The sequence below is a fragment of the Pseudomonas sp. QD4 genome, from assembly GCF_049199125.1.
GTDB lineage: Bacteria > Pseudomonadota > Gammaproteobacteria > Pseudomonadales > Pseudomonadaceae > Aquipseudomonas.
Genome location: NZ_JBLZOM010000002.1, coordinates 484,958 through 508,594, shown reverse-complemented (window position 1 = coordinate 508,594; position 23,637 = coordinate 484,958). Strand labels below are relative to the sequence as shown.

Below are 23,637 nucleotides of genomic sequence, written 5' to 3'. Positions count from 1 at the left end.
CCGGCGCCCACGCAGCAAGCGCGGCGGGCCGGTGTCAGGTGTCAGGGCTTAAACCCCGGCTTTGGGGGACTTCAGCGATTCATTGCCGGTGACTGTCGCTGTACGGGTCGCCGCCTCGGCATTGGCCTTGAGGTTTTTCAGCTCTTCGCCTGCGCGTTCGATTTTCGCCCGCACGTTGTTCATGTCCTGACGGCTTTTCTCCAGCAGGCTTTTTGCCGAGCTGTGGCCGGTAATGCCACGAGCCAGGGCGACCCCGCCGATGGCCACCTGGATCAGGCCGAATACGCCGCCACGGCGCAGGCCCTTGCCCATCATCACCACGCCACCGGCCAGCGAGCCGATACGCTCCCAGCCCTGGACGTTCTGCTCAGGCAGGGTTTGAAACGGGGTGGAGTCGATGCGTTGAATTCGGTTGCTGTCGCTCATGATCTGTCTCCAGAGGGGTAATGGATATAAAGCTGACTGCACAAGGGCGTCGCTTGTTCCATTCAATGTGCGGGCGGTGGCTCAGAATTTGGGGCCGGAGCGGGTGTTGTTGCCTTTGGCCAGGCGGTCGTAAAGCACCACGTTGACGGTGGCGGCGAGGTTCATGCAACCGGTGGTCGGGATGTACACCACGTCCTCGCACCAGTCACGGATGTCCTTGTCCAGGGAGCCGTCCTCCGGGCCGAAAATGTACAGCGCGCGGTCCGGGTGGGTGTATTCGGGCAGCGAACGGGCGCCTTCCACCAACTCCACTGCCACCGGCACGCAGCCCAGGGGCAGGATCTTCTTCAGGTCGTCGATGCCGATCAGCGGGATGTCCTGATGCACTTTCTTGGTGTCAGTGACAAAGTCCCGGGCCCGTTCGTAGCGCTTGCCGGTGTAGAACACCGAGGCGACGCCATAGCAGCCGGCGGCGCGCATCACCGAACCGACGTTCTCCGGCGACTTGGGGTTATACAAACCAATGCAGCTGTACCTTTTGTTTGCCACGAGCGGGGAGCCTTCGAGAAAAAGCGCGATTATACGGGGATCGACGCGGGTCTGGGGGCGGGGGCAGCAAGCGCCCTCGTCATAAAAGAATCTGCAGGGCAGGCCGGGCATGGCGCCCGGCCGGACGGGCGGCTTACTCGTCTTTCTTCATCAACCCTGCCAGCGCAGCGAAGGGGTTGTGGGTGGCCTTGGCGATGGTCGGGGAACTCAGGGAACCGTCGCCGAAGTACTGCTGGTCGGTGTAGCGCGAGTGCTCGTTGTCGTGGCAGTACAGGCACAGCAGTTCCCAGTTGGAACCGTCCTGCGGGTTGTTGTCGTGGTTGTGGTCGCGGTGGTGCACGGTCAGTTCGCTCAGGCGCTTGCCGGCGAACTCGCGTGCGCAGCGCCCGCAGACGTGGGGGTACATCTTCAGGGCCTTGTCGCGGTAACCCATTTCCCGGTCGCGCTGGGCGTCGGCGAGGATGCGGTCCAGTTTGGAGGTGTTGGTCGAACTCATGGGTTCACCTTTAGTTAGGAAGACTAATGACGGTAATGGACGAAGTTTAGCTCAGCCCTTGAGCTTCTCGGCAATCCAGATGGTGTGCCGGGTGCCCTTGTTGCCATGGGCAAAGACTTGCACTTCCTCGGCCTTGAAGCCGGCCTTGCGCAGCTTGTCGGAAAACTGTTTGTCAGCACTGGCCGACCACACCGCCAGCACGCCCTTGGGCCGCAGGGCCTTGGCGCAGGCCGCGAGGCCGCCGGCGGAATAGAGCCAGCTGTTGGCTTTCTGAGTCAGGCCTTCGGGGCCGTTGTCGACGTCGAGCATGATGGCGTCGAAACCCTGGGGTTCGGCTTGCAGCACCTTGGCCACATCTTCCAGGCGGATCACGGTGCGGGGATCAAGCAGCGGGCGCCCGGATTTTTCCCCCAGGGGGCCGCGGTTCCATTCCACGACGCCCGGCACCAGCTCGGCCACCACCACTTCAGCGCTCTTGCCCAGGTGCTTGAGGGCCGAGGCCAGGGTGAAGCCCATGCCCAAGCCGCCAATCAGTACCCGTGAGCCCGGGCGTCCGGCGACCTTGCGGCAGGGAATCTCCGCCAGGGCGTCTTCGGAGCCGTGCATGCGCGTGTTCATCAATTGGCCGCCGTCACCGCCCTGGATCTTGATCACGAAATCCTCGCCGTATTCGAACAGGCACAGGGCACCGCCGTTTTCAGGAATCGGGGTGGTGTCGAGCAGAACGAAACGTTTCATGAGGGTCTCATTAGAGGAAGGCAAATCGGCCCGGTTGGGAGTAGCCTGACGGCTGATAATTGCGATGGAGCCATTGATGAAGCGCACTATTCTAACGGTCATTGCCCGCGGCGCGCTCTTGCTAAGTGCGGCGCTGTCGATCAGCGGCCTGCAGGCCGAGGAGCTGCAAAGCGTCCCGGTGACCCCGACGCCGGCGATCGGCGCACCCGGCACGGCCACCCCGACCCCCTACCCGCAGGTCACCCCACCCAGCACGCCCAAGGCCGGGGCCCATGGCGGCGCGCCGTTGCTGCCGCCGATCGACATGCCCAAGCCGCCCAAGGACCAGACCCTGCCGGGCCTTGAGCAAAGCGAGAACAAGAGCAAGACGCCAGGCGGCTAGAACTGTTGCGAGAGCAGTTGCCCGTCGGCCATGCGCAGGCGCCTGGACAGCGACACGGCGATGGCGCGAATGATCTTGGCGGCGATTTTCGGCGCATCGTTGAGCATCTTCTCCAGGGAGTCCTTGCCCAGGTTCAACAGCTGGCAATCGCTGGCGGCGACGCAACTGGCCGAGCGTCGCTCGCCGTCGAGCACCGCCATTTCACCGAACGCCCGGCCACTGCGCAGGGTGGCGATGGTCACGGGCTGGCCGTCGCTGGTGCGTTTTTGTACCGCCACCTGGCCGGAGTGGATGATGCACATGAAGCTGCCGGCGTCGCCCTCGTGAAAGATTTCTTCACCCTGGGCGATGCTGCTGATGCTGAAGTAGCCGGCCGCCGCTACGAAGTCGGCGGGCAGGAGTTGATCGAACAGGCCGCAATCCATCAGCCAGTCGCGAATCTCGTTGTTCAGTAAGGTCGGTTCAGACATATCGTCACGGTCTTTTTCTTGTGTCTGTAGCGGGGCCGGGCGCGCTTGATCGCGCAAGGAGCCGGCGGTGCAATGTAAGACACAGCCGCCGGCGGGAGTTCCTCAGGCCAGGCCCAGAATCTTCAAAACAAATGCATATTCGAGTGCTACGTCACGCAATCCCTGGTAACGCCCGCTCATGCCGCCATGGCCGGCACCCAACTCGGTCTTGAGCAGCAGCAGGTTGTCGTCGGTTTTGCTGGCCCGCAGCTTGGCCACCCATTTCGCGGCTTCCCAGTACTGCACGCGGCTGTCGTTGTAGCCGGCGATCACCAGGGTCGCCGGGTAGGCCTGGGCCCGGACATTTTCATAGGGCGCGTAGGCCTTGATCCGATCGAAGACCTCGGGCTCCTCGGGGTTGCCCCATTCGTCGTATTCGGTGACGGTCAGCGGCAGCTCGGGGTCGAGCATGGTGTTGAGCACATCGACGAACGGCACCTCGGCAATCGCCGCCTTGAACAGCTCGGGGCGTTGATTGAGCACCGCGCCGATCAGCAGGCCGCCGGCGCTGCCGCCGCTGATCACCAACTGCTCGGGGCTGGTCAGGCCTTCGGCGATCAGGTGTTCAGCGCAGGCGATAAAGTCGCTGAAGGTGTTCTGCTTATGTTCCTGCTTGCCGGCGCGGTACCAGGCCTCGCCCAGTTCGCCGCCGCCGCGCACGTGGGCGATGGCAAAGGCCACGCCGCGGTCGAGCAGGCTCAGGCGGGCGTGGGAGAACCAGGGGTCGAGGCTCTCGCCGTAGGCGCCGTAGCCATACAGGTACAGCGGCGTCGGCTGGCCCAGGGCTTCGCGCTTGATCACCAGGCTGATGGGCACTTGGGTGCCGTCCGCAGCGCTGGCCCACAGGCGCTTGCTGACATAGGCCTCGGGGTCGAACACGCCCAGTACCGGAGTCTCCTTGAGCACGCTCTGGGCACCACTGGCCAGTATCAGCTGGCGCACCTGTGCCGGACGGTTCAGGGCTTCGTAGCGCAGGCGGATGCGATCGCTGACGAACTCCAGAGTGTTCTGCACATGCAGGCTGTAGGCCGCATCCGGCAGTTGCACGCGGTAGGCGGGCAGGCCGTCGGGGTGCACCTCGATGATCGGCAGGCCGCCTTCGCGCAGGCTCAGGGTCATGGCGCCAGCGTTCAGGCTCAGGCCATCGAGCATCACCGTGTCGCTGTGGGGGATGAGCAATTGCCAGTCGGCTTCTTCAGGTGCCTGGCCCTGGTCCGGGGCCTGGTACAGGGCGTAGTTGATGCCGTCGCGGTTGCTGCGGATAAACCAGGTCCACTGGCCGTCGAGCAGGCCGTGGTCGACATCGTATTCATGGTCTTCGACCCGTGGCGCCAGGCAGGCGAAGGCCTCTTGCGGCCGCGAGGCATCCAGGGCCCAGACTTCGCTGGTGGTCTTGCTGCCCAGGGACAGCAGCAACTGGCGCTCGGAGCTTGCGCGGTAGCAATGCAGGAAGAAGCGCCCGTCCGGCTCGTGGAACACCTCTTCGGCCGCGGTGCCGTCCAGGCGATAGCGGTACAGCTTGTGCGGGCGATGGGTGTCGTCCAGCTCGCCGAAAAACAGGGTCAGGCTGTCGTTGGCCCAGGTCATGCTGCCGTCGCAGTCTTCGAACGCCAGCTCGCTGAGCTTGCCGTTGGACAGCTCCTTGACGAACAGGGTGTAGACCTCTTCGCCGGTGGTGTCGAGGCTGTAGGCCAGGCGCTGGTGGTCGGGGCTGATGCTGAAGGCGCCCAGGGAAAAGAACCCGCCGCCGGCCAGTTCATTGGGGTCGAGCAGCAGCTGTTCGGCGCTTTCGTCGACGCTCAGGCTGTCGTCGGCCGGGCGCGGGCAGCGGTAGTGCCGTGCGTACTCGTCGCCGGCGGTGGTGCGGGTGTAATACAGGTAGGGGCCCCAAGGCGAGGGCAGGGACAAGTCGGTTTCGAGGATCCGGCCCTTGATCTCCTGGAACAGAGTCTCGCGCAGCGCGGCCTGGTCGGCCAATGCGCTTTCCTGGTAGCTGTTTTCAGCCTTGAGGTAGTCGAGCACCGCGTCGGTGTCGCGTTCCTGCAGCCAGGCGTACGGGTCAGAACCTTCGGCCTTGTGGGCGATCGGGGCGCTGGTGGCGTTGGCAGATAGGGGCATGAATGGCTCTCGGGGGATGACAAATGAGGGCTTGGCAGACGGCGTTGCAGCCTGACATGCGAAAAGCCGTTATCATAAGCGCCTCTTTGCCTGCCTTGCCATGGACACCATGACCGAGAACGACTATCTGATCGCCTGGGGCCTTTACGCCTTTGCCGCCTTGGGCTGCCTGCTGGTGTGCATGCGCATGACCCGCTGGATGTGGCGCTGGCTGCGCGAACCGCTGCGGGTGGTGGTGGCGGTGCTGCTGTTCTGCCCGACCATCATTGACCCGGTCAAGGAAAAGTACGCTCCGGCCGTGGCCATCACCGCCCTGGACCTGGCGTTCAAGGTGGGCAACAACGCCTGGCGCGCGGTTTCCGACCTGCTCATGTACGGCATGATCGCCTTTGGCCTGTACCTGGTCTTTGTGCTGATCCGCTGGCCGATCGAACGTGCATCCGCTGCACGCAAGGAACGCAACGAAGCCGCGAAGGCCGCTGCCCAGGCCGCCGAGCGTGATGATGATCAACCCTTTGGCGGTGCCGGCGACGATCGTTATGGTCGCCCTCCGGTTTCCGGCAGTCCCCAGCGGTCGCGCGTCGAACCGCGTTTGTAAGCCTGTACCGGCATTGAAGCGAGAGTCCGAGCATGTGTGAGTTATTGGGCATGAGCGCCAATGTCCCGACCGATATCGTGTTCAGCTTTACCGGGCTGATGCAGCGCGGCGGCCGTACCGGTCCGCACCGTGATGGTTGGGGCATCGCCTTCTACGAGGGGCGTGGCCTGCGCCTGTTCCAGGACCCGGCGGCCAGCAGCGAGTCGGAAGTGGCCAACCTGGTGCAACGCTATCCGATCAAGAGCGAAGTGGTGATCGGCCATATTCGCCAGGCCAACGTCGGCAAGGTCTGCCTGTCCAACACCCATCCGTTTGTCCGCGAGCTGTGGGGGCGCAACTGGTGTTTCGCCCATAACGGCCAGTTGGCCGACTTCCAGCCGGCGCCGAGTTTCTACCGCCCGGTGGGCGATACCGACAGCGAAGCGGCGTTTTGCGACCTGCTCAACCGCGTGCGCGCGGCGTTTCCCGAGCCGGTAGAGGTCGAGGAGCTTCTGCCGTCGCTGGTGGCGGCCTGCGCCGAATACCGCAGCAAGGGCGTGTTCAACTGCCTGCTTAGCGACGGTGACTGGCTGTTCTGCTATTGCTCGACCAAGCTCGCGCAGATTACCCGGCGCGCGCCTTTCGGCCCGGCGCGCTTGAAGGATGTCGATGTGATCGTCGACTTCCAGGCCGAGACCACACCCAATGACGTGGTGACGGTGATCGCCACCGAACCCCTGACCGAAAACGAAACCTGGACCCGTTACGAACCGGGCCAATGGAGCCTGTGGCGGCGCGGCGAATGCGTCAGCCACGGCCAGACCGAATAAGGACATCCCCTATGTTGCTCAGTTATCTGCGGCTGGTGTTGTTTGCAGCGGGCCTGTTGATTGGCGTGCAAGTGCCGGGTTTTATCAGCGATTACGCCAAGCGCGTCGAAGCCCACCTGATCGAGGCGCAAACCGGCCTGCAAGGCTTCCAGGGCACCGCCCAGCAGTTCTTCAAGGGTGATCTGCAAGCCCTGGTGGCGCATTACCGCGCCAGTGACGACCCGGTGTTCCGCAGCGATGCCGACAGCCTGAGCGCGATGCTCAACCGCCAGTTGGCGCTGGACAAGCAGTTCCAGGCGATGCAGGGCCCGTGGTACATCCGCGTGCTGCAGGTGGCGCTGGCGGCCGATCCGGATATCCGCAAGGAAACCTGGAACGGCTACAGCTATCAGATCCTGCTGACCCCGGAGGCGATGATCTGGGGCATGAGCGGCGCCTTGCTGCTGTCGTTCGGCATCGAGTGCCTGTTCCGTCTGATCGACTGGGTGGTGCTTGGCGGCAAGCGCCTGCGCCAGAGCCGGCCGATCGAAGAGCGCGACTTGCGCGGTCTGTAAACCTGCGGAGCCGGGCGTCGCATCAGCGGCGCCGGTTCACTCGGCCAGGACCATATGGTCCGGGCCCACCTGCCGGGCGTAGCGCTGCACCACCTGCTGGCACAGTTCGACCACGCTTTCGGCCAGCTCCACCCCGATTCGCCACGACACCACCACCTGCAAGTTCGGCGGCCGCTGCTCGATCGGCAGCAGGGTCAGCTCGCCGCGCGCCAGTTCTTCGCTGACCAGCACCGGCGGCAACGCGCCGATACCGAAGCCATCACGCAGCAGGCGGGTGATCGCCGACACCGAGTTCACGCAGTTGAGCCGTGGCGTCAGCACCCCATTGGCCTGCATCAGGCTCAGCACATCCTGGTGCGGCAGGGAGTTTTTCGAGTAGGTGATGATCCGTTCCCGGGCCAGTTCGGCGACGCTGGCGTACTCGCGGTTGTAGATAGAATGGCTGGCGACTATCCAGCCCACCGGGTGGCTGGCCAGCTCCAGGCTGCGGATGCTTTCCTGGCGCAACAGGTCGGTTTGCAGGGCCAGGTCGAGAAAGCCTTTTTGCAGTTGATCGCAGAGGTTCAGCGAGGTATCGGCCACCAGCTCGATTTCGACCAGCGGATAACCGTCCATGATTTCCGCCACCAGGGGGCTGAGCCAGGTGTGGATCACGGTGTCCATGACCCCGATGCGGATCCGCCCGACCTTGCTCGACGGGGCCTCGATCGACTGCTTGAGCGACTGCATGGTGTCGAGCATCTGTTCGGCGTAGTCCAGCACCTTCAAGCCGTCGGGCGTCAGGCTCACCCCGCGCGAGTCGCGCAGGAACAGCTTGACCCCCAGTTCGCCCTCGAGCACGGCGATACGGCTGGAGATCGAAGCCTGGGTGGTGAACAGTTTGTCAGCGGTCAGGCGAAAGCTTTTCAGCCGTGCAACCCAGACAAAGGTTTCGAGAAACTTGAGGTTCATGCGATCAACTTTTTCTTATGCCATGAGGCGGTTTTTATTAGTTGGACGGGTAGGGCGCCTGCGTCGAAGAATGCGTCCAGCCCACGATAGGCGTCGTTGTGGCGCACAACAATACCAATAAAATCGACAGGGAGATTTGCCATGAGTGCTTCCGACACGCCCGTCGCCAGCCAATGCCGGCACCGCGCCATCGCGCGCCCGCAAGCCACGCCAGGCTGCTAACTGATAATCTGCGGAGCGCCGTACCCCGCAGTCAAAAGAATAAAACCCCACAGGAGCACCGACCGTGAGCCGCCTGTTATTGAATTGCGACATCGGCGAAAGCTTTGGCAACTGGACCCTGGGTCTGGACGCTGAGGTCATGCCGTTTATCGATTGCGCCAACATCGCCTGCGGCTTCCATGCCGGGGACCCGAGCATCATGCGCAAGACCGTGAGCCTGGCCCTGGCCCATGGCGTGCAGATCGGCGCCCACCCGGCGTACCAGGACCTGGCCGGTTTCGGCCGGCGCTCCATGGCCTACAGCCCGCAGGAAATCCGCGACCTGCTGCACTACCAGATCGGTGCCTTGGATGGCATCTGCCGGGCCCAGGGCAGCCGCGTGAGTTACGTCAAACCCCATGGCGCGATGTACAACGACATGATGGCCAACCCGGCCCAGCTGCGGGCAGTGATCGAGGCGGTAGCGGCCTACAACCCGGAGCTGCCGTTGATGCTCATGGCCACCCGCGACAACAGCGCGGCCCAGGCCCTGGGCGATGAATATGGCGTGACCCTGTGGTTCGAAGCCTTCGCCGACCGCGCCTACAACCACGCCGGGCATCTGGTGTCGCGGCAGTTGCCGGGGGCGGTGCACCATGAAGCGCAAACCATCATCCAGCAGGCATTGACCATCGCCCGGGGCGACGAGTTGCAGGCCAGCGATGGCAGTGCCTTGCTGTTGCGCGCCAATACCCTGTGCGTGCACGGCGACAACGCCAGTTCGGTGGCGGCAGTGCAGCGCATCCGCGAGGCCTTGAACCAGCAGAGCCCAGCATGAAGGCGCGGGTCGAAGTGGTGGCCATCGACTGCCTGATGGTGCGTTTGTTCGACGTGATCGCCGAACCCAACATGCCGTGGATGCTGGCTGCCAGCCAGCGTCTGCGGGCCAGTTTTGCCGGACACCTGATCGATCTGGTGCCGTCCTACACCACCTTGATGGTGCATTACGACCTGCGCGCCTTGAGCCCATCCCAGGCCCGGGAGCTGATCGACACCGCGTTGACCGATCTGCAACCGGATGCCCAGGCGGGCGGGCAGTGCCATGTGCTGCCGGTGTGGTACGACCTGAGCGTCGGGCCGGAGCTGAGCCTGTTGGCCCGGCGCAGCGGCTTGTCGGTGGCCGAGGTGATTGCTCGGCACAGCGGGCGTGAGTACCAGGTGTTTGCCCTGGGTTTTGCCCCCGGATTTGCCTTTATGGGGCTGGTCGACGAAGTGCTGGCGGCGCCGCGCTTGAATACGCCACGCAAGCGCGTGGCCATGGGCAGCGTGGGCATTGCCGAACGCCAGACCGCGGCGTACCCGGTGGTATCCCCCGGTGGCTGGAACCTGATCGGCCGTACCCCAAGCAAACTGTTCGACCGCGAGCGCGACGGCTACAGCCTGATGCAACCCGGCGACCGCGTGCGTTTCGAAGCCGTCGAGCACGCCGAGTTCATTCGCCTCGGCGGGGATGATCGGCCCCTGGAGGTGTCGCCATGAGCCGCCTGACGATCGAAGCCAGCACCCCGTTGTGCCTGTTGCAGGACGCCGGGCGTTTTGGCGTGCGCCACCTGGGGGTGACCCAGGGCGGGGCGCTGGATTGGGTCTCGATGTCCTGGGCCAACTGGCTGCTGGGCAATGCCCTGGATGCACCGGTGATCGAGGTGACCCTGGGCGGCTTCAGCCTGCTGGCCGAGGACTACTGCGTTCTGGCGTTGGCCGGTGCGGATCTGACGGCCTGCATCGATGAGCGGCCGATCAGCCCGGGCCGCAGTTTTATTCTGCAAAAGGGCCAACGCCTGCACCTGACCCAGCCGGTACTGGGAGCCCGGGCCTATCTGGCGGCGCCCGGGGGCTTTGATGCACCGCAGGTGCTGGGCAGTTGCGCCAGTGTGGTCCGTGAGGAGCTGGGCGGGCTGGACGGATTTGGCCGGCCATTGGCGGCAGGCGCGAGCCTGGGCTATTCGGGGAGCGCGACCCGGTTGCGGGAGCTGACTGCCGAGCAGCTGCCGGACCTGCAATCCGCAGCGCCGCTGCAGGTGATCCTGGGGGCGCAGATCGGCGAGTTCAGCGGGCAGAGCCTGTTCGATGCCTTCAATCATCCCTGGACCCTCGACAGCCGGGCCGACCGCATGGGCATGCGCCTGCTGGGGACGCCGTTGCAGTACCAGGGGCGGCCGATGATCTCCGAGGGCATTCCCTTGGGCGCGATCCAGGTGCCGCCGGACGGTCAGCCGATCGTGTTGCTCAATGACCGGCAGACCATCGGCGGCTACCCGCGCCTGGGGGCGTTGACACCGCTGGCCCTGGCGCGCCTGGCGCAATGCCTGCCCGGCCACGAAGTGCGCCTGGCCCCGGTGGTGCAGGAGACGGCGTATCGGCAGCAAGTGGCGTATTTGCGGAAACTTGAAGGGCAGTAACGTGCGGTTAAGCGCGATGCAGTTCTGCCTGACACTTCACGGCGTGTAGAAGGGCCAGCGTTCGGACGCTGGCCCTCCAGAGCGCAGACACCTACCTGACACCCCTCGGCGTCCTTCCTGGCCAGCGTCCGAAACGCGGCTACAGGCTCCTCGACTCTACTTGGAAAGAAACCGCATGCCTTCTTCCAGGCCGCGCAGGGTCAGGGGGAACATCCGGTCTTCGATCAGATCGCGCACGATGTTGGTCGAGGCGGTGTAACCCCAGGTGTCCTTGGGGTAAGGGTTGATCCAGATGAGTTTCTTGTACTTCTCCATGAAGCGCTGCATCCACACATAGCCGGCTTCTTCGTTCCAATGCTCGACACTGCCGCCGGCCTGGGTGATTTCGTAGGGGGCCATGGCGGCGTCGCCGATAAAGATCACTTTGTAGTCGGCGCCGTATTTGTGCAGCAGGTCCATGGTCGAGGTGCGTTCCGAGCCGCGACGCAGGTTGTTCTTCCACACCGATTCATAAATGAAGTTGTGGAAATAGAAGTACTCCAGGTGCTTGAACTCGGTCTTGCAGGCCGAGAACAGCTCCTCGCAGATCTTCACGTGGGCGTCCATCGAGCCGCCGATGTCGAACAGCAGCAACAGCTTGATGGTGTTGCGCCGTTCCGGGCGCATCTGAATATTCAGCAGCCCGGCATCGCGGGCGGTGTGGTCGATGGTGCCATCGATGTCCAACTCGTCTGCCGCACCCTGGCGGGCAAACTTGCGCAGGCGGCGCAGGGCCACCTTGATGTTGCGCGTGCCCAGTTCCACCGAGTCATCGAGGTTCTTGTAGTCGCGCTGGTCCCAGACTTTCACCGCCTTGCCCTGGCGCTTGCCGGCATCGCCGACGCGGATGCCTTCCGGGTTGAACCCGCCGGAGCCAAAGGGGCTGGTGCCGCCAGTGCCGATCCACTTGTTGCCGCCGGCGTGGCGTTCCTTCTGTTCTTCCAGGCGCTTCTTGAATTCTTCGATCAGCTTGTCGAGGCCACCCAGGGACTGGATCTGCGCCCGTTCTTCATCGCTCAGGGAGCGTTCGAACTCCTTGCGCAGCCAGTCTTCGGGGATCAGCGCCTGCAAGTGGTCGTCGAGCTTTTCCAGGCCATTGAAGTAGGCACCGAAGGCACGGTCGAACTTGTCGTAGTGGCGCTCGTCCTTCACCAGAATCGCCCGGGCGAGGTAATAAAACTCGTCCATGTCGGCGAAGGTCACGCGCTGCTTGAGCGCGTTGATCAGGTCGAGCAGCTCGCGCACCGACACCGGGACCTTGGCGGCGCGCATTTCATTGAACAGGTTGAGCAACATGACAGCAGCCTCTTAGCGGGTGCCGCGACGGCTCATGAACGCCAGGCGCTCCAGCAACTGCACGTCCTGCTCGTTTTTCACCAGGGCGCCGGCCAGGGGCGGAATGGCTTTGGTCGGATCGCGCTCGCGCAGCACCGCTTCGCCGATGTTGTCGGCCATCAGCAGTTTCAGCCAGTCCACCAACTCCGAGGTCGAAGGTTTTTTCTTCAGGCCGGGGACTTTGCGCACGTCGAAAAACACGTCCAGGGCTTCACTGACCAGGTCTTTCTTGATGTCCGGGTAGTGCACGTCGACGATTTTCTGCAGGGTGGTGCGGTCGGGGAAGGCGATGTAGTGGAAGAAGCAGCGGCGCAGGAAGGCGTCCGGCAATTCCTTTTCGTTGTTGGAGGTAATGATGATGATTGGCCGCTGCTTGGCCTTGATGGTCTCGTCGATCTCGTAAACGTAGAACTCCATCTTGTCGAGTTCCTGCAACAGGTCGTTGGGGAACTCGATGTCGGCCTTGTCGATCTCGTCGATCAGCAGGATCACCCGCTCTTCGGATTCGAAGGCCTCCCACAGCTTGCCCTTCTTCAGGTAGTTGCGGATGTCATGGACCTTGTCCACCCCCAGTTGCGAGTCGCGCAGGCGGCTGACCGCGTCGTACTCATACAGGCCCTGGTGCGCCTTGGTGGTGGATTTGATGTGCCAGGTGATCAGACGTGCGCCGAAGGACTCGGCCAGTTGTTCGGCGAGCATGGTCTTGCCGGTGCCCGGTTCGCCCTTGACCAGCAGCGGCCGCTCCAGGGTGATGGCGGCGTTGACCGCCAGCTTCAGGTCATCGGTGGCGACGTATGCACGGGTGCCTTCGAACTTCATCTGCAATTCCTCGAACGGTAACGCCGGGCTGCCACAGGCAGGCCGGAACAATAAACGGGATGGCCGACTATAGCGCGGCGCCCCGTCGACTGTGAACGCAGACGCCCCATTCAGTCTCTGAATGGGGCGTCACTTGCTGACTCGGTCAGCGCAGGCTCAGTCAGCTGACGGCTTGGGTTGCTCGTAGCGGGCGTTGAATGCCTGGACAAAACCATTGCGCAGGATCTGCAAAAACGCCTGGAACGCGCTGATGTCCTGCTGGTGCACGTTGCCGCTGAGCTCGACCCGGGTGGCGAACTGGTTTTTGCTCTGGTTCTTGAGCACGGTCTCGCTGGCGCCCACCAGGGCCTCCCAGACCGAGCGGAAGATGCTTTTGTTCTTGTTCTCCACATCCTGTTGCCAATTGAACACTTCGACGTCGCGCAGCAGCGGCTTGATATAACCCTTGAGCTGACCCTTGGTGGCTTCGGCCTCGATCACCACATCGCCGTGACCGGCATTGAAGTCGAACTTGCCGTAGGCCGAGGCGAAGTCGTTGAGGCGCTTGAGTTCGATGTCCTTGGCCCGCAGGCGGAACTCGAAGTCTTCGAAATTGCTCAGGGGGTCGAAGGTGGCGCTGCTTTCCAGGGGCGCGTGGCCCAGCAGCAGGGCCTTGCCTTCGAAGCGGGCATCGCGCCGGCCTTTGACGTCGACCACGTTGGTCAGGTTGTACAGGCTGGCATTGACCTGGGTCGCGTTCATGTTGACCGGTGGCTTGGAGTTGAAATTGCGAAAGCTGATCTTGCCGTCGTCGATCCGCACTTCGTCGAGGGTGATCGGCAGCAGCTTGCTCAATTGCGCGCGCCAGTCGGTGCCCTGACCGGTCTGCGACGCCTGTTTGTTGGGGCCGCCGTCGACGAAGTTCAGCTCGGGATTGACGAACTGCACCTTGGCCACCACGGCATGGTCGTACCACAGCGAATGCCAGCTCACCGCCAGGTCGATCAACGGTGCATCGACGAACGGCACCGGCACTTTGCCGTCGACCTTGACGATCTTCAGCCCGTTGATCCGATACGCGCCGCGCCACAGCGCCAGGTCGACATCGGTGATCTGGCCCCGGTAGTCGCCCATGTCCGCCAGCTTGTCGTTCAGGTAGTCGCGTACCAGGTAGGGCAGGGCGATGTGCACGGCCACCAGCAGCACCACAACTGCGGCCAGGGTCCATAGCGGCCAACTGTAACGACGTTTCATGAGCGTGAGTCTCCATCTGTCATTAAAGGGATTGACTGCCTCGGCTCGCAGTCGTTCGAAGCAACTGTCGAGGCATGGACGCCGAGCGGCTTTTGTACGATGGTCGGCAGCGCTGTCGGGCCTTGTCTTTCGCCAAAGAAGGTAATTATGGATACCAGGAAGCTGCGTCATGTTCTGGGGCTGGTGGAGCACCTGACCTTCAGTCGAGCCAGTATCGAGGTCAACCTCAGCCAGCCGGCGCTGTCGCGCAGCATTGCCTCGATCGAGGCCGAGCTTGGGGTGCAATTGTTCGATCGCGGCCCGGCGGGGGTCGAGCTGACGCCCTACGGCCGAGTGTTCACCGAGCGTGCACGCAAGGTGCTGGCCGAACTCAACGAACTGCGGCGCGACATCGAATGGGTGCGCCGCGGCGAGTATGGCGAGATCGCCCTGGGCTTCGGGCCCACGGCAGCGGCGCTGCTGAAGGCGCCGTTGCTCGAGCATTTCGCGCGCAACGCCCCCCGGCTGCGGCTGACCGTCAAGGGCGGGACCTACGAGGAACTGTTGCGGCTGTTGCTGGAGGAGCGGATCGATATCTTCTTTGGCGATGTGGCGCTGCTTTCTTATCGCCATGACCTGCAGGTCGACCCCTTGCCGTGCTGGCGCAGCGGGTTTTTCTGCCGTGCCGGGCACCCCTTGTTGCAGGGCGAGCCGGTGTCGCGGGCACAACTGCTGGCGTATCCCCTGGGCAGCATCCAGTTATCGGCCTGGGCCATGGCGGATCTGGAAGCGTATTTCGAGTGTTCGATCGAGACCGCCCTGCACTTTCAAACCGATCTGCTGAGTGATCTGGAGGCCTTGGCCCTGGCCGGAAACAGCGTGGTGTTCGGCAGCCGGCCGGCGTTCTGGCAGGCGCTGGGCAACGGCCGCTTGTGCGAAATACCGCTGGACCCGCCCTTGCAACGCAGCGCGCGCTTCGGCTCGGTGAGCCTGGCGGGGCGCACCCTGGCGCCATCGGTGGAAAGCGCCAAGGCCGAGGCGCAGAAGATCTTTGCCGGCTATGCGGGGCAGTTGGCGCTGCCGGTTTGATCAGTCTTCGGCAGCGGCCGAGCGCTGCAACTCTTGGAGCAATGGGTCGATGTAGCGGTTGGCGTGCCAGGTGTAAAAGCCGGTGACCGCGACGCAGAACCCGTACAGGCCGACCCCGACCAGGATTCCGCTGGTCACGCGTGACTCGCTCGACAGCGGCAGGGTCAGCCAGTGCGGGACAAAAGCCACCAGCAGGATAAAGCCGAAGTAGGCGCCCAGGGTCAGCAGGCTCAGGCCCAGGCTGAACCGTGTGCGCAGTTTCTTCAGGCGACGCAGCAGGTGATCGGAGTGGCGGGCGGTGCTGGGCATGGCGGTTTCCTCGTTGTCAGTCAGGGCTCAGTGGGCCACGGCGGCGTGGGCGTTGATGCCGGTCAGGGAGCGGTAGTGCTGGGCGTCGAAACGCGCACGCTCGGCCGCGCCCGAGGGGCTGTGATCGGTGACCGAGGCCACCCAGGCGGCGAGGAAGGCCAGGCTCATGGAGAACAGGGCGGGGTTGGAGTAGGGGAAGACCGGCGCCGCATGCCCCAGCACTCCGACCCAGATCGCTGGCCCGAGTATCAGCAGGCCCACGGAGCTGGCGAGCCCGCAGAGGCAGGCGGCGACCACCCCGCGCGTGGTCAGTCCGCGCCAGAAGATCGACAGGATCAGCATCGGGAAGTTGGTGCTGGCGGCAATCGCGAACACCAGCCCGGCGAGGAAGCTGATGTTCAGGTGCTGCACCCATTGCGACAGCAGCAGGGCGACGACAATCAGGGTGACGCTGGCGATCCGGGAGATCTTCAGCTCGCGCTCGGGGTTGCTGGTGGGCTGGCGGAACAGGTGGGTGTAGATATCGTGGCCGACCGCCGAGGCGCCGGAGATGGTCAGCCCGGCCACCACCGCGAGGATGGTGGCAAAGGCCACGGCCGACATCAGGCCGAGGAACAACTGGCCGCCAAAGAAGCTGCCCAGGTGCATGGCCGCCATGTTGTTGCCGCCGATCAGGTCCTGGCTGCCGGCTTCGAGAAACGCCGGGTTGCCGAGGACGAAGATCGCCGCCCCGGCGCCGATCACCAGCAGCAGGGTATAGAAGTAGGCAATGATGCAGGTGGCGTAGAACGCCGATTGGCGGGCGGCGGCGCCATCCTTGACGGTGAAGAAGCGGATCAGGATATGGGGCAGCCCGACCATGCCGAAAATCAGCGACACGCCGAGGGAAATGGCGTCCACCGGGTCGGCGATCAGCTTGCTCGGGGCCAGCACCGACAGGCCCTGGGGATGGGCTTGGATCACCCGGTCGAGCAACTGGTTGGCGCTGAAACCCACGCGCAAGACCATGAAACACAGGAAGCTGCCGATCGCCAGGATCAGCAGCGCCTTGATGATCTGCACCCAGGTGGTGGCCAGCATGCCGCCGATCAGCACGTACAGCAGCACCAGGACCCCGACCATGGCCACCGACGCCAGGTACGGCGTGCCGAACAGCAGCTGGATCAACTTGCCGGCGCCGACCATCTGCACCACCAGATAGAACAGCACGATGACCAGGGAGTTGGCGGCGGTCAGCAGATGCACCGGGCGCTTTTGCAGGCGGAACGAGACCACGTCCGACAGCGTGTAATGCCCCAGGTTGCGCAAGGGCTCGGCCACCAGAAACAGCAGGATCGGCCAGCCGACCAGGGTCCCAACCCCGTAGATCAGGCTGTCGTAGCCATACATCGCCTGCATCGCCACCGCGCCAAGAAAGGTCGAGGCCGACATGTAGTCGCCGGCCAGGGCCAGGCCGTTCTGCCAGGGCTTGATGCCGCCGCCGGCGTTGTAGAAGTCTCCGGTGCCGCGGCTGCGGCGACCGGCCCAGCGGGTGACGCCCAGGGTCAGGCTCACCAGCAGCAGGAAGGGCACCAGGGTGTGCCAGTTGGCGGCATAACTGGTGCCGGAAGCCGCATGGGCGGTGGGCGCCAGTAACAGCAGGGGCAGGCAGGCGAACAGGGTTCTGGGGTTCATGGCGGCTTCCGGGCTGGCGTGTTGTTGTTGTTGTTGTTGTTGTTGTTGTTGTTGTTGTGTCAGGCAGCCAGGCGCAGGCGTACCAGTTGCTCGAACATGGCAACGCCAATACCAGCCACGTCGTCGTTGAAGTCATAGTGCGGGTGATGGCACATGGGGCCGTCCTGCCCCAGCAGGAAATGGCAGCCGGGACGGGCCTGGAGAAACACCGACACATCGTCCCCGGCCATGATCGGCGCCACGTTTTCAATCAGGTTTTCCGGCCCCACCACCTGCTGCGCCGCCTGCACCACATAGCGGGTCGGCTGCGGGCTATTGACCACCGGCGGGGTGCTGTTGGCCAGGCTCATGTCGATCTGGCAGCCATGGGCCAGGGCCAGCCCCTGGCAGACTTGCTCCATGCGTTCGACCACCTGTTGCCGAACGGCGGTGGACAAGGTGCGAATGGTGCCGTCGAGCACGGCGAATTCGGGGATCACATTGTTGGTTTCCCCGGCCTGGAAGCGGCAGACGCTGATCACTGCGTTTTCCAGCGGGTCGATGGTGCGGCTGACGATCCCTTGCAGGGCGCCGACCAGGGCTGCGCCGATCACGATCGGGTCGACACTCAAATGCGGCATGCCGCCATGGCTGCCAACCCCGGTGATACGGATCGAAAAGAAGTCGACCGACGCCAGCTGGGCACCGACCCGCACGCCAATGGTGCCGGCCGCCAGGGTCGGGTGGTTGTGCAGGGAATACACCTCATCGAAGGGAAAACGCTGCAACAAACCGTCTTCGAGCATGGCCAGGCTGCCCTGGATGATTTCTTCGGCGGGCTGGAATATCAGCACCACCTGGCCGCGAAACTGGCGCTGCCGGGCCAGCAGGCAGGCGGTGCCCAGCAGGATGCTGGTATGCCCGTCGTGGCCGCAGCCATGGAACACTCCGTGATGCTGCGAGCGATAGGCGGGCTGGCCCTCCTCGATGATGGGCAGGGCGTCCATGTCGGCGCGAAAGGCGATGCTCGGGCCGGGGCCGAGGGCGCCGTGAATCACCCCCACGACCCCGGTCTGGCCGATGCCGGTATGGGTTTCGATGCCCCAGGAGCGCAGCAGGGTGGCGACGAAGTGGGCGGTCTGGTGTTCGTTGAAGGCGATTTCCGGCTGGCTGTGGATCTGCTGGCGCCAGGCGCGCATGTCGTCGGCCAGGGACTGGATTTCTGGGGCAATAGCCATCTGCATGATTCCTTTGACGGGGCGGGTAGGGGAGCTGGCCAACTCTTGGGCGGCATCATGGCCCAGACCCGATTGGCCCGACCAATGCGAACTTCAGTCCCGGCTATGCGTCTCTTGCATAGCCCCGGCCAGGGTTTTGCGCGGCCTGTGGCTACGACTGGACGCTCATGGGCCCGAGGCATACCCTTGAGCACTTCTTCAATGCTGCATAAGGACCCAGCCATGAGCCGCATTTTTGCTGACAACGCCCATTCCATCGGTAATACGCCCTTGGTGCAGATCAACCGCATCGCGCCCCGTGGCGTGACCATTCTGGCCAAGATCGAAGGGCGCAACCCGGGCTACTCGGTGAAGTGCCGGATCGGCGCGAACATGATCTGGGACGCCGAAAGCTCGGGCAAACTCAAGCCGGGCATGACCATTGTCGAGCCAACGTCGGGCAACACCGGTATCGGCCTGGCGTTTGTCGCGGCGGCGCGGGGCTACAAGTTGATGCTGACCATGCCGGCCTCCATGAGCGTCGAGCGGCGCAAGGTGCTCAAGGCCCTGGGTGCCGAACTGGTGCTGACCGAGCCGGCCAAGGGCATGAAAGGCGCAATCGACAAGGCGGCGGAAATTCTGGCCAGTGACCCGGCCAAGTACTTCATGCCCCAGCAGTTCGATAACCCGGCCAACCCGGCAATCCACGAAAAAACCACCGGCCCGGAAATCTGGAACGACACCGACGGCGCAGTGGATGTGCTGGTGGCCGGCGTGGGCACGGGCGGCACCATCAGCGGGGTGTCCCGTTACATCAAGAAGACCCAGGGCAAGCCGATCATCTCGGTGGCGGTGGAGCCGGCGGGTTCGCCGGTGATTACCCAGAAGCTCGCCGGTGAAGAAATCAAGCCCAGCCCCCACAAAATCCAGGGCATCGGTGCCGGTTTCGTGCCGGGCAACCTGGATTTGTCGATGGTCGACCGGGTCGAGTTGGTGACCGACGAAGAGTCCAAGGCCATGGCCCTGCGCCTGATGCAGGAAGAGGGGATCTTGTGCGGCATTTCCTGCGGTGCGGCGATGGCGGTGGCGGTACGCATGGCTGAAACCCCGGAAATGCAGGGCAAGACCATCGTCGTGATCCTGCCGGACTCGGGCGAGCGCTACCTGTCGAGCATGCTGTTCAGCGACCTGTTCACCGACCAGGAAAACCAGCAGTAACTCCGGCCTTCCCGGGTGCGGCACCTGACGCGAACCGGCCAGCCGCCTTGCCAATGTGCTGATCCACATCAGCCGGGGTTTGGCGGCCTTATGCTAATTAACGCTTTGTTGCGCGACCGTTAACGCTGATTGTTCGGTTGCGCGGGTTTTTCCAAGGCCCAGGAGTGTTTATCATGGCCGGCTGCCAGGTCGGGTGAACGCAACCCCGCAAGTGCCTATTTTCAAGGAGTTGTTGCATGAGCTTTTCCTTCGCTGCCAAGTTCGGGGTGCTGCTGGTGTTTATCGGCAGCACCCTTTACGTGCATTTGCGCGGCAAGGCGCGTCTGCCGGTATTGCGCCAGTTCGTCAACCATTCGGCGCTGTTCGCCCCTTACAACGCCTTGATGTATCTGTTTTCCGGTGTGCCTTCCAAGCCATACCTGGACCGCAGCAAGTTCCCGGAACTGGACGTGCTCAAGGACAACTGGCAGGTGATCCGCGACGAAGCCATGCACCTGTTCGACGAGGGTTATATTCGCGCCGCCGAAAAGAACAACGACGCCGGCTTCGGTTCGTTCTTCAAGAAGGGCTGGAAGCGTTTCTACCTCAAGTGGTACGACAAACCCCTGCCCTCGGCCGAAGCGCTGTGCCCGAAGACCGTGGAGCTGGTCAGCCGCATTCCCAACGTCAAGGGCGCGATGTTCGCGCTGTTGCCAGGCGGCAGCCACCTCAACCCGCACCGTGACCCGTTTGCCGGCTCCCTGCGTTATCACCTGGGCCTGTCCACGCCGAACTCCGACGCCTGCCGGATTTTCGTCGACGGCCAGGAATATGCCTGGCGCGATGGCGAAGACGTGATGTTCGATGAAACCTACGTGCACTGGGTGAAGAACGAGACCGAGCAGACGCGGGTGATCCTGTTCTGCGACATCGAGCGTCCGCTGAGCAACCGCCTGATGACCCGCCTCAACCGTTGGGTCAGTGGCCTGCTGGGGCGCGCCACCGCGCCGCAGAACCTCGACGACGAACGCGTCGGCGGGATCAACCAGGCCTATGCCTGGAGCAAGAACTTCAGCGACCGCTTCAGTGGCGTGGTCAAGCAATGGAAGCGCCGCAATCCCAAGCTGTATCGGATCATGCGTCCGGTGCTGGCGGTGGTGGTGCTGGCAGCCCTGGGTTACTGGTTGTTTGGATAAAGCGTTGCAAAGGTTATCGAGCGCTGGTTATAGTCGGCGCTCGGTGCATCAGACGATTCACCTTCCCTCTTAAGAAAGATCTGCACATGCCCCTTTCCCCGATCAATGCGGTAGTCGATTCAGCGGTCAACGCTGGCGTCGTGCCGTGCGGGAATCAGCAGCCTGCGCAGATCAGTCACTACCCCCCACCTGTCAGTAGCACGCCGGTGTACGCCGTCGTATCACCGCCGGGCGTTGTTGTCCGGGGCTGATCAGCAGTCACTGCTGTGCCCTGTACCCGCCAGAAAAAACTACTGAATTTCAGCCTCGGCTGAGTTGGCTTTTTGCCTGATTACAGGTGGTCACCATGTTTGTCATTTCGAAAAAGTCCGCGCTTGCGGCGGCCTCCACGAGCCTGTTCGTCCTGCTCTGGAGCAGTGGCGCGATCTTCTCCAAATGGGGGCTGGCCCATGCCTCGCCCTTTGCCTTCCTGCTGCTGCGTTTCGCCATCGCCCTGTGCGGGCTGGTGCTGTTGATTCCACTGCTCAAACTCAGGCTGCCCCGTGGGCGGCAGTCGATGCTGTACGCGGCGGCCACCGGGCTGGTGCTGTTGGGGGCCTATCAGATCTTTTACCTGCTGGCGCTGGACTTGAAGGTCACCCCCGGGGTCATGGCGACCATCATGGGGGTGCAACCGATCCTCACCGTGGTGCTGATGGAGCGCCAGCGCTCCTGGAGCCGGATGTTCGGCCTGGCGCTGGGCCTGGCTGGCCTGATCATGGTGGTGTACCAGGGCATCGGCCTGGCGGGGATGTCCCTGGCCGGGATGCTGTTCGGCCTGCTGGCGCTGGCGAGCATGACCCTGGGTTCGATCATGCAGAAGCGCATCACCGACAACCCCCTCGGCACCCTGCCGGTGCAGTACCTGGCCGGCTTGCTGTTGTGCGGGGTGTTCGTGCCGTTTCAACCTTTCCACTTCGAGCAGTCGACGGGCTTTTTCGTGCCGGTGCTGTGGATGGGCCTGGTGGTTTCGGTGCTGGCGACCCTGTTGCTGTATCGCTTGATCGCCCGCGGCAACCTGGTCAATGTCACCAGTCTGTTTTACCTGGTGCCGGCGGTAACGGCGGTCATGGATTACCTGATCTTCGGCAATCGCCTGGCCAGCCTGAGCATCCTCGGCATGCTGCTGATCATTGTCGGGTTGGTGTTCGTCTTCCGTAAAAACGCCTGATACCCAGTCGATGACGCTCCTTGCCTGCAACGGGCAAGGTTGCGTCGCGGGTTCGCCCGGTGTCGGAAAGCATTATCGATTTCATCGTTCCGATGAAATTAAATAAGACAATCCTTAAAGTTAAAGAGCCCGCCTAAGCTGACGACATAGTGGCTACACACGGAGGGCGCAGCATGAACGTAAACCACCTATCAGCAGCAGTCGGGTTGTTTTTTGGGGTCATTGGCCCGACCTTCGCTGCAACGCCCTTGTCTCAAGGGGTCATCCACTTCTACGGCAGTATCGTTGAATCTCCTTGCTCGCCTGATACCCATTCAGCCCATCAGGACAGCGGTGCAACCCTCAGCCTGAGCAGGTGCCCGCAGGCCGCACGCGCAGGTTCGCTCAGCGTGCAGCCCGTCGCCACGGTGGCGGCGCTGTCGCCCTCGGCGGTCAAGGTCAAATTGGTCGCCGACAGCGGCCGGTCCGAGCGCTACTACAACCAGCAATACGCCCTGGTCGATGGCGCAGGGAAGGCAGTCAACAGCGGCGCCTACATCATCACCCTGACGTCGCCTTGAACCCTGCCGATGATGAGCCGGAGGTTTTCGCCAAGCCCTAGGGCCGTGCTCCGGCTTGTTCGACCCGCACCGAGTGCATGAACGCCTGCATGGCCGATGACTGGATGCGATGGCGCCGGGTAATCAGGCCAAAGGGCGGCAGGCGCGTTTCGAAGCTGATCGGCAGTACCGCCAGCAGATCGCGCCCCGGGTAGTCCTCGACCACCGAGACCGGGGTCACGCCAATCATGTCGGTCTGCTGCACCAGTGACAGCAGGGTCATGATCGAGGTGGTCTCGACGATGCTGCTGGGGATGTCGACCCGGGCATTGTGAAACACCTGATTGATGATCGCACGCATGGGGCTGGGGTGCTGTTGCAGGACCCAGGTTTCGTTCTGCAGCTCGGCCCAGCTCAGTCGGGTACTGTGTGCCAGCGGATTCTGCGCACCGGCGATCACGCACAATTCCTCCTCGCCCAGGCTGTCGAACAGCAGCTCCTCGGCCCTTGCACCGGCGGGGATCCGGCCGAGCACGATGTCCAGTTGATCCTGCAACAAGGCCTGCACCAGCACGTCGCTGGTGTCGACCTGAATGCTCATGGACAAGCGTGGGTGGCTCTTTTTCAAGGTGGCGATGGTTCGCGTCAGCAAGCCCGAGGCCAGCGCCGGAATGGCGCCGACGGCGACCCGTCCGAGGTTGCCGGACTCCAGGGCCACCAGTTCTTCGCGCATGCCGCTGACTTCGGCGAAAACCATCTGCGCGTAATAAATCACTGTTTCGCCAAACGGCGTCGGGCGCATGCCTCGGGGCAGGCGCTCGAACAGCTCGACCCCCAGCAGGTCTTCGGCTTCGTGAAGCATCTTGGTCGCCGCCGGCTGGGTCATGCCGATATTGTCGGCCGCCCGGCGCAACGAGCCGAATTCCTGCAGCGCCAGCATCAGCCGCAATTGGCGCAGGCGCAGGCGACTGTGGATTACGTTGGCATCAGGAATTCGGGTCATGGGGCCGGGCTCGCAAAAGGGACAGCGGC

At 63.4% G+C, this 23,637-nt stretch carries 26 protein-coding genes; 12 read left to right on the top strand and 14 right to left on the bottom strand.

Going from position 1 to position 23,637, the window contains the following annotated elements:
- Nucleotides 1-48: 48 nt before the first annotated feature.
- From ACOZJV_RS13200 to ACOZJV_RS13185, 4 genes are all read right to left on the bottom strand, one after another.
- Complete coding sequence (locus ACOZJV_RS13200) at nucleotides 49-426, bottom strand: YgaP family membrane protein (protein WP_020300509.1); 378 nt, start codon at nucleotides 424-426, stop codon at nucleotides 49-51.
- Between the two features lie 81 nt (nucleotides 427-507).
- Entirely contained in the window at nucleotides 508-975 is a 468-nt protein-coding gene (locus ACOZJV_RS13195; protein WP_007926908.1) for an RNA methyltransferase, read from the bottom strand.
- Nucleotides 976-1,108: 133 nt separating this feature from the next.
- Nucleotides 1,109-1,471 (bottom strand): YajD family HNH nuclease, encoded by a 363-nt coding sequence (locus ACOZJV_RS13190; protein WP_020300511.1) that lies wholly within the window; start codon nucleotides 1,469-1,471, stop codon nucleotides 1,109-1,111.
- Nucleotides 1,472-1,522: 51 nt separating this feature from the next.
- Nucleotides 1,523-2,209: a spermidine synthase gene (locus ACOZJV_RS13185; protein ID WP_020300512.1), complete on the bottom strand. Its 687-nt coding sequence runs from the start codon at nucleotides 2,207-2,209 to the stop codon at nucleotides 1,523-1,525.
- A gap of 76 nt (nucleotides 2,210-2,285) precedes the next feature.
- On the opposite strand from ACOZJV_RS13185, the gene ACOZJV_RS13180 reads away from it, so the two are divergent.
- The gene (locus tag ACOZJV_RS13180; protein ID WP_020300513.1) at nucleotides 2,286-2,591 is read left to right on the top strand and encodes a hypothetical protein; all 306 of its coding nucleotides are present in this window, start codon (nucleotides 2,286-2,288) and stop codon (nucleotides 2,589-2,591) included.
- Here the strand turns inward: ACOZJV_RS13180 and ACOZJV_RS13175 are convergent.
- A complete protein-coding gene (locus ACOZJV_RS13175; protein WP_020300514.1) occupies nucleotides 2,588-3,061 on the bottom strand; it encodes a cyclic nucleotide-binding domain-containing protein in 474 nt (157 codons plus the stop codon). The genes ACOZJV_RS13180 and ACOZJV_RS13175 overlap by 4 nt on opposite strands.
- A gap of 102 nt (nucleotides 3,062-3,163) precedes the next feature.
- Nucleotides 3,164-5,218, bottom strand: a complete 2,055-nt coding sequence (locus ACOZJV_RS13170; RefSeq protein ID WP_421547794.1) for a S9 family peptidase — start codon at nucleotides 5,216-5,218, stop codon at nucleotides 3,164-3,166.
- A 100-nt stretch (nucleotides 5,219-5,318) separates the two neighbouring features.
- Between ACOZJV_RS13170 and ACOZJV_RS13165 the strand changes: the two genes are divergently transcribed.
- The 3 genes from ACOZJV_RS13165 to ACOZJV_RS13155 are packed head-to-tail and all read left to right on the top strand — an operon-like array spanning nucleotide 5,319 to nucleotide 7,179.
- The gene (locus ACOZJV_RS13165; protein ID WP_078473219.1) at nucleotides 5,319-5,816 is read left to right on the top strand and encodes an MFS transporter; all 498 of its coding nucleotides are present in this window, start codon (nucleotides 5,319-5,321) and stop codon (nucleotides 5,814-5,816) included.
- Between the two features lie 32 nt (nucleotides 5,817-5,848).
- Complete coding sequence (locus ACOZJV_RS13160) at nucleotides 5,849-6,625, top strand: class II glutamine amidotransferase (protein ID WP_078473220.1); 777 nt, start codon at nucleotides 5,849-5,851, stop codon at nucleotides 6,623-6,625.
- An 11-nt stretch (nucleotides 6,626-6,636) separates the two neighbouring features.
- On the top strand, nucleotides 6,637-7,179 hold the full coding sequence (locus tag ACOZJV_RS13155; RefSeq protein ID WP_078473221.1) for a DUF2937 family protein: 543 nt from the start codon (nucleotides 6,637-6,639) through the stop codon (nucleotides 7,177-7,179).
- 36 nt (nucleotides 7,180-7,215) lie between these two features.
- On the opposite strand, the gene ACOZJV_RS13150 is transcribed toward ACOZJV_RS13155, so the two are convergent.
- Nucleotides 7,216-8,130, bottom strand: coding sequence for a LysR family transcriptional regulator (locus ACOZJV_RS13150; RefSeq protein WP_078473222.1), 915 nt, complete (start codon nucleotides 8,128-8,130; stop codon nucleotides 7,216-7,218).
- A gap of 286 nt (nucleotides 8,131-8,416) precedes the next feature.
- On the opposite strand from ACOZJV_RS13150, the gene ACOZJV_RS13145 reads away from it, so the two are divergent.
- The 3 genes from ACOZJV_RS13145 to ACOZJV_RS13135 are packed head-to-tail and all read left to right on the top strand — an operon-like array spanning nucleotide 8,417 to nucleotide 10,790.
- Nucleotides 8,417-9,169 carry a 5-oxoprolinase subunit PxpA gene (locus tag ACOZJV_RS13145; protein WP_421547793.1) on the top strand — a complete coding sequence of 251 codons (753 nt, stop codon included), beginning with the start codon at nucleotides 8,417-8,419 and terminating at the stop codon, nucleotides 9,167-9,169.
- Nucleotides 9,166-9,870, top strand: a complete 705-nt coding sequence (locus ACOZJV_RS13140; protein WP_421547792.1) for a 5-oxoprolinase subunit B family protein — start codon at nucleotides 9,166-9,168, stop codon at nucleotides 9,868-9,870. The genes ACOZJV_RS13145 and ACOZJV_RS13140 overlap by 4 nt, the downstream gene beginning before the upstream one ends.
- On the top strand, nucleotides 9,867-10,790 hold the full coding sequence (locus tag ACOZJV_RS13135) for a biotin-dependent carboxyltransferase family protein (RefSeq protein WP_078473225.1): 924 nt from the start codon (nucleotides 9,867-9,869) through the stop codon (nucleotides 10,788-10,790). Before ACOZJV_RS13140 ends, ACOZJV_RS13135 begins: the two co-directional genes overlap by 4 nt.
- A 156-nt stretch (nucleotides 10,791-10,946) precedes the next feature.
- Here ACOZJV_RS13135 and ACOZJV_RS13130 read toward each other — a convergent pair whose 3' ends face one another.
- The 3 genes from ACOZJV_RS13130 to ACOZJV_RS13120 form a co-directional block, all read right to left on the bottom strand.
- Nucleotides 10,947-12,125, bottom strand: a complete 1,179-nt coding sequence (locus ACOZJV_RS13130; protein ID WP_020300523.1) for a vWA domain-containing protein — start codon at nucleotides 12,123-12,125, stop codon at nucleotides 10,947-10,949.
- Nucleotides 12,126-12,137: 12 nt separating this feature from the next.
- Nucleotides 12,138-12,983 (bottom strand): AAA family ATPase, encoded by an 846-nt coding sequence (locus ACOZJV_RS13125; RefSeq protein WP_078473226.1) that lies wholly within the window; start codon nucleotides 12,981-12,983, stop codon nucleotides 12,138-12,140.
- A gap of 156 nt (nucleotides 12,984-13,139) precedes the next feature.
- Nucleotides 13,140-14,216 carry a DUF748 domain-containing protein gene (locus tag ACOZJV_RS13120; protein ID WP_201129922.1) on the bottom strand — a complete coding sequence of 359 codons (1,077 nt, stop codon included), beginning with the start codon at nucleotides 14,214-14,216 and terminating at the stop codon, nucleotides 13,140-13,142.
- A 147-nt stretch (nucleotides 14,217-14,363) separates the two neighbouring features.
- On the opposite strand from ACOZJV_RS13120, the gene ACOZJV_RS13115 reads away from it, so the two are divergent.
- On the top strand, nucleotides 14,364-15,284 hold the full coding sequence (locus tag ACOZJV_RS13115) for a LysR family transcriptional regulator (RefSeq protein WP_421547791.1): 921 nt from the start codon (nucleotides 14,364-14,366) through the stop codon (nucleotides 15,282-15,284).
- Here ACOZJV_RS13115 and ACOZJV_RS13110 read toward each other — a convergent pair whose 3' ends face one another.
- The 3 genes from ACOZJV_RS13110 to ACOZJV_RS13100 are packed head-to-tail and all read right to left on the bottom strand — an operon-like array spanning nucleotide 15,285 to nucleotide 18,484.
- Complete coding sequence (locus ACOZJV_RS13110) at nucleotides 15,285-15,593, bottom strand: DUF485 domain-containing protein (RefSeq protein ID WP_078473229.1); 309 nt, start codon at nucleotides 15,591-15,593, stop codon at nucleotides 15,285-15,287.
- A 27-nt stretch (nucleotides 15,594-15,620) separates the two neighbouring features.
- A complete protein-coding gene (locus tag ACOZJV_RS13105; protein ID WP_421547790.1) occupies nucleotides 15,621-17,267 on the bottom strand; it encodes a sodium:solute symporter family transporter in 1,647 nt (548 codons plus the stop codon).
- A 59-nt stretch (nucleotides 17,268-17,326) separates the two neighbouring features.
- Nucleotides 17,327-18,484, bottom strand: a complete 1,158-nt coding sequence (locus ACOZJV_RS13100; protein ID WP_078473231.1) for a M20 aminoacylase family protein — start codon at nucleotides 18,482-18,484, stop codon at nucleotides 17,327-17,329.
- Nucleotides 18,485-18,706: 222 nt separating this feature from the next.
- Here ACOZJV_RS13100 and cysK point away from each other — a divergent pair, with 222 nt between their 5' ends.
- The 4 genes from cysK to ACOZJV_RS13080 all read left to right on the top strand — a co-directional run bounded on the left by cysK (nucleotide 18,707) and on the right by ACOZJV_RS13080 (nucleotide 22,626).
- Nucleotides 18,707-19,681 (top strand): cysteine synthase A, encoded by a 975-nt coding sequence (cysK, locus tag ACOZJV_RS13095; protein ID WP_020300530.1) that lies wholly within the window; start codon nucleotides 18,707-18,709, stop codon nucleotides 19,679-19,681.
- A 236-nt stretch (nucleotides 19,682-19,917) separates the two neighbouring features.
- Nucleotides 19,918-20,856, top strand: a complete 939-nt coding sequence (locus ACOZJV_RS13090) for an aspartyl/asparaginyl beta-hydroxylase domain-containing protein (protein WP_421547789.1) — start codon at nucleotides 19,918-19,920, stop codon at nucleotides 20,854-20,856.
- A gap of 346 nt (nucleotides 20,857-21,202) precedes the next feature.
- Nucleotides 21,203-22,066: a DMT family transporter gene (locus ACOZJV_RS13085; protein WP_421547788.1), complete on the top strand. Its 864-nt coding sequence runs from the start codon at nucleotides 21,203-21,205 to the stop codon at nucleotides 22,064-22,066.
- Between the two features lie 173 nt (nucleotides 22,067-22,239).
- Entirely contained in the window at nucleotides 22,240-22,626 is a 387-nt protein-coding gene (locus ACOZJV_RS13080) for a type 1 fimbrial protein (RefSeq protein WP_201129929.1), read from the top strand.
- 37 nt (nucleotides 22,627-22,663) lie between these two features.
- On the opposite strand, the gene ACOZJV_RS13075 is transcribed toward ACOZJV_RS13080, so the two are convergent.
- Entirely contained in the window at nucleotides 22,664-23,608 is a 945-nt protein-coding gene (locus ACOZJV_RS13075) for a LysR family transcriptional regulator (protein ID WP_078473234.1), read from the bottom strand.
- Nucleotides 23,609-23,637 lie beyond the last annotated feature (29 nt).